Annotated in this window: 7 protein-coding genes; 4 read left to right on the top strand and 3 right to left on the bottom strand. The window is 73.2% G+C overall.

The features are described from left to right. The first annotated feature begins 5 nt into the window (after window positions 1–5). Entirely contained in the window at window positions 6–992 is a 987-nt protein-coding gene (pucL, locus tag FNQ90_RS08025; RefSeq protein ID WP_182605741.1) for a factor-independent urate hydroxylase, read from the top strand. Between the two features lie 57 nt (window positions 993–1,049). Next, entirely contained in the window at window positions 1,050–2,432 is a 1,383-nt protein-coding gene (locus tag FNQ90_RS08020) for an 8-oxoguanine deaminase (protein ID WP_182605739.1), read from the top strand. A 111-nt stretch (window positions 2,433–2,543) separates the two neighbouring features. Here FNQ90_RS08020 and FNQ90_RS08015 read toward each other — a convergent pair whose 3' ends face one another. Further along, the gene (locus tag FNQ90_RS08015) at window positions 2,544–3,017 is read right to left on the bottom strand and encodes a rhodanese-like domain-containing protein (protein ID WP_182605738.1); all 474 of its coding nucleotides are present in this window, start codon (window positions 3,015–3,017) and stop codon (window positions 2,544–2,546) included. 93 nt (window positions 3,018–3,110) lie between these two features. Between FNQ90_RS08015 and FNQ90_RS08010 the strand changes: the two genes are divergently transcribed. Then, window positions 3,111–3,602: an Lrp/AsnC family transcriptional regulator gene (locus FNQ90_RS08010; protein WP_182605737.1), complete on the top strand. Its 492-nt coding sequence runs from the start codon at window positions 3,111–3,113 to the stop codon at window positions 3,600–3,602. A 120-nt stretch (window positions 3,603–3,722) separates the two neighbouring features. Here the strand turns inward: FNQ90_RS08010 and FNQ90_RS08005 are convergent, their stop codons facing one another. Then, window positions 3,723–4,592 (bottom strand): GNAT family N-acetyltransferase, encoded by an 870-nt coding sequence (locus tag FNQ90_RS08005; RefSeq protein WP_182605736.1) that lies wholly within the window; start codon window positions 4,590–4,592, stop codon window positions 3,723–3,725. Window positions 4,593–4,776: 184 nt separating this feature from the next. On the opposite strand from FNQ90_RS08005, the gene FNQ90_RS08000 reads away from it, so the two are divergent. Next, a complete protein-coding gene (locus FNQ90_RS08000) occupies window positions 4,777–5,325 on the top strand; it encodes a DinB family protein (RefSeq protein WP_182605735.1) in 549 nt (182 codons plus the stop codon). 54 nt (window positions 5,326–5,379) lie between these two features. Here the strand turns inward: FNQ90_RS08000 and aceB are convergent, their stop codons facing one another. Next, window positions 5,380–6,957: a malate synthase A gene (gene aceB / locus FNQ90_RS07995; protein ID WP_182605740.1), complete on the bottom strand. Its 1,578-nt coding sequence runs from the start codon at window positions 6,955–6,957 to the stop codon at window positions 5,380–5,382. Between the last annotated feature and the right edge of the window lie 16 nt (window positions 6,958–6,973).

Here is a 6,973-nt window from a genome sequence, read left to right as displayed (position 1 = left end):
GCCCCCTGCCCGGAGTCGTCCTCGGTCCCGCCCGCTACGGCAAGGCCGAGAACCGGGTGGTGCGCGTGGTCCGCGAGGGTCGCACCCACCACATCAAGGACCTCAACGTCTCCATCGCCCTGGAGGGCGACCTGGAGGAGACCCACACCCTGGGCCGCAACGACAAGGTGCTGCCCACCGACACCACCAAGAACACCGTCTACGCCTTCGCCCGCGAGCACGGCATCGCCTCCGCCGAGGGGTTCGCCCTGCTCCTGGCCCGCCACTTCGTCGCCGGCCGGGAGTCCATCCACCGGGCCCGGGTGCGGATCGAGGAGTACGGCTGGGACCGCATCGAGGTCCCCGCCGCCGGAACCGACGGAACCGCCGACGACGCGTCGGCCCCCGGCACGGGGAAGCCCGACCCGCCCCGACACTCCTTCGTCCGCTCGGGTCGGGAGACCCGGATCGCACAGGTCACCGTCGAGGCCGGGAGCTGCGAGGTGCTGGCCGGACTCACCGGCCTGACGGTCCTCAACACCACCGCCTCCGAGTTCCACGGCTTCGCCGAGGACCGCTACACCACGCTGGAGGAGACCTCGGACCGCATCCTCGCCACCGAGGTCACCGCCCTGTGGCGGTACGCCGACCACCTGTCCGGAGCCGACTCCGGGCCCGTGCCGGACGGTGACCCCACCCCGGACTGGGACGCCCGCTGGACCGCCGCCCGCGATCACCTGCTCACCGCCTTCGCCCTCACCCACTCGCTCTCCCTGCAACAGACGCTCTACGAGATGGGGGGCCGTGTCGTGCGGCGCGTTCCCGGCGTGGCGGAGATCCGGCTCTCCCTGCCGAACAGGCATCACGTCCCGGTCGACCTCACGCCCTTCGGTCTGGAGAACGACCGCGAGGTCCACATCGCCGCCGACCGCCCCTACGGGCTCATCGAGGCGACCGTACTGCGCGAGGGCGCCACCGCCCGGATACCCCCGGACCTGACGAACGCCCTGTGAGCGGGGCCGCCCGACCGGCGCCCCGAACCCCACCGTCCCGAGACCGGAGAACCTCCCATGTCGGATCAGCCCGCCCCCCGGCGTCTGGTGATCGAGAACTGCGCCGTCGCCACCGTCGACGCCGGGAACACCCGACACGAACGGGGCCACCTGGTGATCTTTGACGGAGTGATCGAGGCGGTCGGTCCCGGCCCCGCCCCGGCGGGGGAAACGGGAGAGGTGCGCCGGGTGGACGCCGAGGGGCACCTCGCCACCCCCGGCCTGATCAACACCCACCACCACTTCTACCAATGGCTCACCCGGGGCATGGCCACCGACCACAACCTCTTCGACTGGCTGGTGGCGCTCTACCCCGTGTGGGCGCGGATCGACGAACCGATGGTCGGCGCCGCGGCCCGGGCCTCCCTGGCGATGATGGCGCGCGGCGGCGTCACCACCGCCTCCGACCACCACTACATATTCCCCCGCGGCTCCGGCGACCTGCTGGGCGCCACGATCACCGCCGGCCGCGAGGTCGGCATACGGTTGACCGCGACCCGCGGTTCGATGGACCGGGGCGAGTCCGACGGCGGCCTGCCCCCCGACTTCGCGGTGGAGTCCACGCAGGAGGCCCTGCGGGCCACCGAGGAGGCCGTGGACACCCACCACGACCCTTCCTTCGGCTCCATGCTGCACATCGCCGTGGCCCCCTGCTCGCCCTTCACCGTCTCCACCGAACTGATGCGGGAGGCCGCAGTCCTCGCCCGCCGCAAGGGCGTGCGGCTGCACACCCACGGCTCGGAGACGGTGGAGGAGGAGAGGTACTGTCACGAGTTGTTCGGGATGGGCCCCACCGAGTACTTCGAGACCACCGGCTGGCTGGGGGAGGACGTGTGGATGGCGCACTGCGTCCACATGAACGACACCGACGTGGCCGCCTTCGCCCGCACCGGCACCGGCGTGGCGCACTGCCCCTCCTCCAACGCCCGCCTGGCCGCCGGCATCGCCAGGGTTCCCGACCTGCTGCGCGCCGGCGTCCCCGTCGGACTGGGTGTGGACGGCACCGCTTCCAACGAGACCGGTGAGCTGCACACCGAACTGCGCAACGCCCTGCTGGTCAACCGTCTCGGTCCGCACCGGGAGAAGGCGCTGGGCGTGGACGACGCCCTGCGACTGGCCACCATGGGCGGCGCCCGGGTGCTGGGCCGCGACCGCGAGATCGGCTCCCTGGAGCCGGGCAAGCTCGCCGACGTGGTGCTCTGGCGCCTCGACGGACTGGGGCACTCCACCATCGCCGACCCGGTGGCGGCCCTCGTACTCGGTCCACCCGCACCGATATCCCTCGCCCTGGTGGGCGGGGAACCGGTGGTGGAGGACGGCCGACTGCTCACCGTCGACGAGGACACCATCGCCCGCGAGGCCCGCACCCATTCCCGCCGGCTGGCCGACGCCGCGCCCTGAGCGCGGGGGCCCGGCCCGCGGGGACGGCGGGACGCCCCGGGGGCCGGACGGTTATGGGGGAAGGCCCGGCGCGGCCGGACGGAGCACACCGTCCGGCCACGGGGCCGTCCGTCAACAGGCGCAGGTGGGGGAGTCGACCGGGGCGGTCAACGGGTCCGCCCCGCGCCGCTCGGTACCGGCGGGTGTCTCGACCGGGAAGCCCTCCCGGATCCAGTACTCGATCCCCCCGATCATCTCCTTGACCCGGTGGCCGAGCCGGGCGAGGGCGAGCGCCGCCCGGACGGCACCGTCGCAACCGGGCCCCCAGCAGTAGGTGACGACCGGGACCGCCGGGTCCAGCAGGTCGGCGGCCCGGGACGGGATGTCGGCGGTGGGAAGGTGCACCGCGCCCGGTACGTGCCCCTGTCGCCAGGCCGCGATCCCGCGCGAGTCGACCAGGACGAATCCCGGGTCGCCGGACTCGAGCGAGGCGCGGACATCGGAGACATCCGTCCGGAAGGCGAGCCGTGCGGCGAAGAAGGCGGCGGCCTCGGCGGGGGACGCGGGCGGTACGCGCAGGGCGGGACTCGCGGTGATGTGGGTCATGGAGGAAACGCTACGAGCCGTCAGCGGCCACCGACACCGCCGATCAACGGTCTTCCGTGGATCACACCGGGGATGTCGTGGTAGTCATGCCGGATGACCGCTGAATCCCTCGACGAGGTCGACACGCGCATCCTGGACGTCCTGCAACGGGACGGACGGGTCGGCTACGCCGAGTTGGCGCGGATGGTGTCCATGTCGGCCAGTGCCGTCACCGAGCGGGTACGGCGCCTGGAGGAGAGCGGCGTGATCCGCGGCTACGCGGCCGTGGTGGACCCGGAGCGGCTCGGCCTCGGCATCCTGGCCTTCGTCCGCCTGCGCTACCCGACCGGCAACCACAAGCCGTTCCGGGACCTGCTGGAGACCACTCCCGAGATCCTCGAGGCCCACCACGTCACGGGCGAGGACTGCTTCGTGCTCAAGGTTCTCGCGCGCTCCATGCGCCACCTGGAGACGACCACGGGCCGCATCGCCGGACTCGGCTCCGTCACCACATCCGTGGTCTACTCCAGCCCGCTCCCGAGCCGCGCGGTCACGGCGGCGGTTCCCTCACCGCAGCGGCCCGGCCGCCCGCGCGGTCGGGAGTGACGCCTTCAACACCCGGGGGGCTTCGGTCCGGCGTCTCCTCCGGCGCGCGCGGCGTCCCCCCCGGAGTCGCCCCCCACCACCGCGACGTGCTCGTCCACCCGCGGCGGCCCGTCCCGTTCCTCACCCGTCCCCGCGCGTTCTGTCCCGCACCTCGGGGAGAGTCCGGAACCCGGCCGAGACGTAGGTGGCGACCGCTGCGACAAGGGAGTTCGGCGTACAGACGAACACGCTCGACGAGCCCATCTCCCGTAGGGTGGCCGCCGCCGCGAGGGTGATCGCCCTGCCGTGACCACGACCGCGATGTTCCCGGTGCGCACCCATGGGTTCGATCAATCCCGGCTTTCCCGGGCCGGCCGACCACACCGTCACCGCCGCCACCGCGTCGCCCCGGTCGTCGTACGCGACCAGGCACCGGGCGTCGGCGTACAACGGGCCGGCGGCCATCGCGTGCCACCGCTCCTCCGTGAACGTCGAGCCCTCGAAGGCGGCCCGGTGCACGGCGGCCCGCTCGCTCGCCCGCTGTGGCCCGACCACCTCGATCCGCACGCCCGGGTCCTCCACCGGCTGCGCGAGGTCGTGGCGCAGCGGTGTCCACGGCTCATCGGTGCCCCAGCCCTCGACGTCCAGCAGGTCGTGGAGCAACGCGCCCGGGGGCGCCTCGATGTTCGCCCTCCCCTTCGGCAGGACGCCGCGCCCCGGGTCGCCCACGTCCCCGACCAGGCGCCGCGCCGTCTCCTCGTCCCGCAGGGCGTCCGGCGCGATCGCCAGGCGCAACAGGCGGGAACCGTCCAGCAGTCCGACGGCGAGGATCCGTCCGTCCCGGCTCCAGGTCCGCAGTGCGGCGGCCGTCGCCTCCGGGCCGAACCGGTGGAACCAGCCGACGTCCCCCGGGTGCGGCTGCGGCGGCGCCCCGTCGTCCTGCCACTCCCGGAGCGCCTCCACGGCCGCGCCCACCCCGTCAACTCCCGGCCTGTCCAAGACGATCGTCATACCCCGGATCCCACACCACCGTCCCGCGCCCCGCATCCGATTTTTCGCCCCCTTGCGGGACGGAGCGCCGGGCTCGGTGTCGGTGGGTGGGGTTACGCTCCACCCCCGGGCCGGCGCACCACTCCTTGACCCCCGTACCGACGGACGGGGCCGGTCGCGTCCGTCGGCGAACCCGGAGCAGCCCATGACCCCACCCGGCCCCGTGACCCGCGATCTCCTGCTCACCCTCGACGAGGTGCGCTCCCGCACCCTCGCCCGCCTCGACGGCCTCACCGACGCCGAGTACCTCTGGGAGCCCGTCACCCCGTGTCTGACGATCCGGGAGGACGCGGACGGTGGGTTCCGCGCCGACCGGCCATCCCCGGACGATTCCCGGCCCGCGCCGTTCACCACGATCGCTTGGCGGATGTGGCACATCGGGGCGGATTGCCTGCGCGGCTACGGCCGTTTCTTCGGGGACGAGCCCCCGGCGGAGACGCGGTACACGTGGCCGGGCACGGCGGCCGGCGGCATCGGGGCGCTCGACCGGGAGTGCGCCCGCTTCCGGGCCCGGATCGAAGCCCTCGGCGATGAGGGCCTCCTGCGGCCCATGGGCCCGCAGGCCGGTCCCTACGCGGAGTACACCTACCTCCTGTTGGCCCTCCACGCCGTGGACGAGGCAGCTCATCACGGCGCCGAACTCGGCGTCCTGCGCGACCTCCACCTCCACGGCTTCGCCGCCGGCGCGGGCTGACCCCGGGTCGGGACACCGGAGTCGGACGTGGCCCCCGTGTCCCGGCGCCCGGGATCAATCCAGCAACTCGTAGGCCGGGATGGTGAGGAAGTCGACGTACTCCTCCGCCAGGGCGATCTCCAACAGCAGCTCGTGCGCCCGTCGCCACCCACCGCCCGCGAACTCCTCCGCGCCCACCTCCGCCTCGATCGCGGCCAACTCCTCGGCCGCCACCTCCCGCACCAGGTCGGCGGTCACCGTGCGACCGTCGTCCAGCACCACCCGCGCCTCGATCCACTGCCACAGCTGCGAGCGCGAGATCTCCGCCGTGGCCACGTCCTCCATCAGGTCGAAGACCGCCACCGCGCCCCGGCCGGCCAACCAGGAGCGCAGGTAGCGGGTGCCCACCTGCACGGCGTTGCGCAGCCCCGCCAGGGTGGGGTGGGCGCCGGTGGAGTCGATCGCCAGCAGTTGTTCGGCGGTCACCCGCACGTCCTCGCGCAGTCGTTCGCGCTGGTGGGGGCGGTCGCCCAGGACGGCGTCGAAGGAGGCCCGGGCCACCGGCACCAGGCCGGGGTGGGCCACCCAGGAGCCGTCGAAGCCGTCGGCGGCCTCCCGGTCCTTGTCGGCGCGCACCTTCTCCATCGCCGTCGCGTTGACCTCCTCGTCCTTCGAGGGGATGAACGCCGCCATGCCGCCGATGGCGTGCGCGCCCCGCTTGTGGCAGGTGCGCACCAGCAGTTCGGTGTAGGCGCGCATGAAGGGGGCGGTCATGGTCACCGCGTTGCGGTCCGGGAGCACGAATCGCTCCCCCGCGTCCCGGAAGTTCTTCACGATGGAGAACAGGTAGTCCCAGCGGCCCGCGTTGAGACCGGCGGCGTGCTCGCGCAGCTCGTACAGGATCTCCTCCATCTCGAAGGCGGCGGTGATCGTCTCGATCAGCACGGTCGCCCGGATGGTGCCCCGTTCCAGTCCCAGCAGCCCCTGCGCGACCAGGAACACGTCGTTCCACAGCCGCGCCTCGGTGTGCGACTCCAGCTTGGCGAGGTAGAAGTACGGGCCGCGCCCCTGCTCGGCGAGGAGCCGGCCGTTGTGGAAGAGGTACAGGCCGAAGTCGACAAGGGCGCCGGGGATCCGGCGGCCGTCCACGGTCAGGTGTTTCTCGTCCAGGTGCCAGCCGCGCGGGCGCATCACCACCACGGCGAGCTCCTCGTCGGGGCGCAGCGCGTACCGCTTGCCGCGCTCGTCGGTGAAGTCGAGGCGGCGCCGGAAGGCGTCGGCCATGGTGATCTGGCCGCCGATGACGTTGGCCCGGGTGGGGGAGGAGGCGTCCTCGAAGTCCGCCAGCCAGACCCGCGCCCCGGAGTTCAGGGCGTTGACGGTCATCTTCCGGTCGGTGGGGCCGGTGATCTCCACCCGACGGTCCAGCAGCGCGGGCGGGGTGGGCGCGACGCTCCACTCCGCCTCCCGCACAGCGGCGGTTTCCGGGAGGAAGCCGAGGGTGCCGGTGCGCGCGATCTCCGCGCGGCGTGCGGCCCGGGTGGCCGGCAGGTCGTCCCGCACGGGCGTGAAGCGGCGGTGCAGTTCGGCGAGGAATTCCAGGGCCTCCGGGGTCAGCACCTCCTCCTCGCGGGGCAGGGGGGTGCCGTGCACCTCGACGGGAGAGGAG

Source organism: Streptomyces alkaliphilus (assembly GCF_014141535.1).
Taxonomy (GTDB): domain Bacteria; phylum Actinomycetota; class Actinomycetes; order Streptomycetales; family Streptomycetaceae; genus Streptomyces; species Streptomyces alkaliphilus.
Note: the sequence above shows the minus strand (reverse complement) of the source record. Positions and strands in the feature narration are given on the sequence as shown.

Bases quoted from the DNA above. Each gene is read 5' to 3' on its own strand.
- FNQ90_RS08020 (WP_182605739.1), top strand. From the start codon at position 1,050: ATGTCGGATCAGCCCGCCCCCCGGCGTCTGGTGATCGAGAACTGCGCC.
- FNQ90_RS08005 (WP_182605736.1), bottom strand. From the start codon at position 4,592: ATGACGATCGTCTTGGACAGGCCGGGAGTTGACGGGGTGGGCGCGGCC.
- FNQ90_RS08010 (WP_182605737.1), top strand. From the start codon at position 3,111: ATGACCGCTGAATCCCTCGACGAGGTCGACACGCGCATCCTGGACGTC.
- FNQ90_RS08000 (WP_182605735.1), top strand. From the start codon at position 4,777: ATGACCCCACCCGGCCCCGTGACCCGCGATCTCCTGCTCACCCTCGAC.
- FNQ90_RS08015 (WP_182605738.1), bottom strand. From the start codon at position 3,017: ATGACCCACATCACCGCGAGTCCCGCCCTGCGCGTACCGCCCGCGTCC.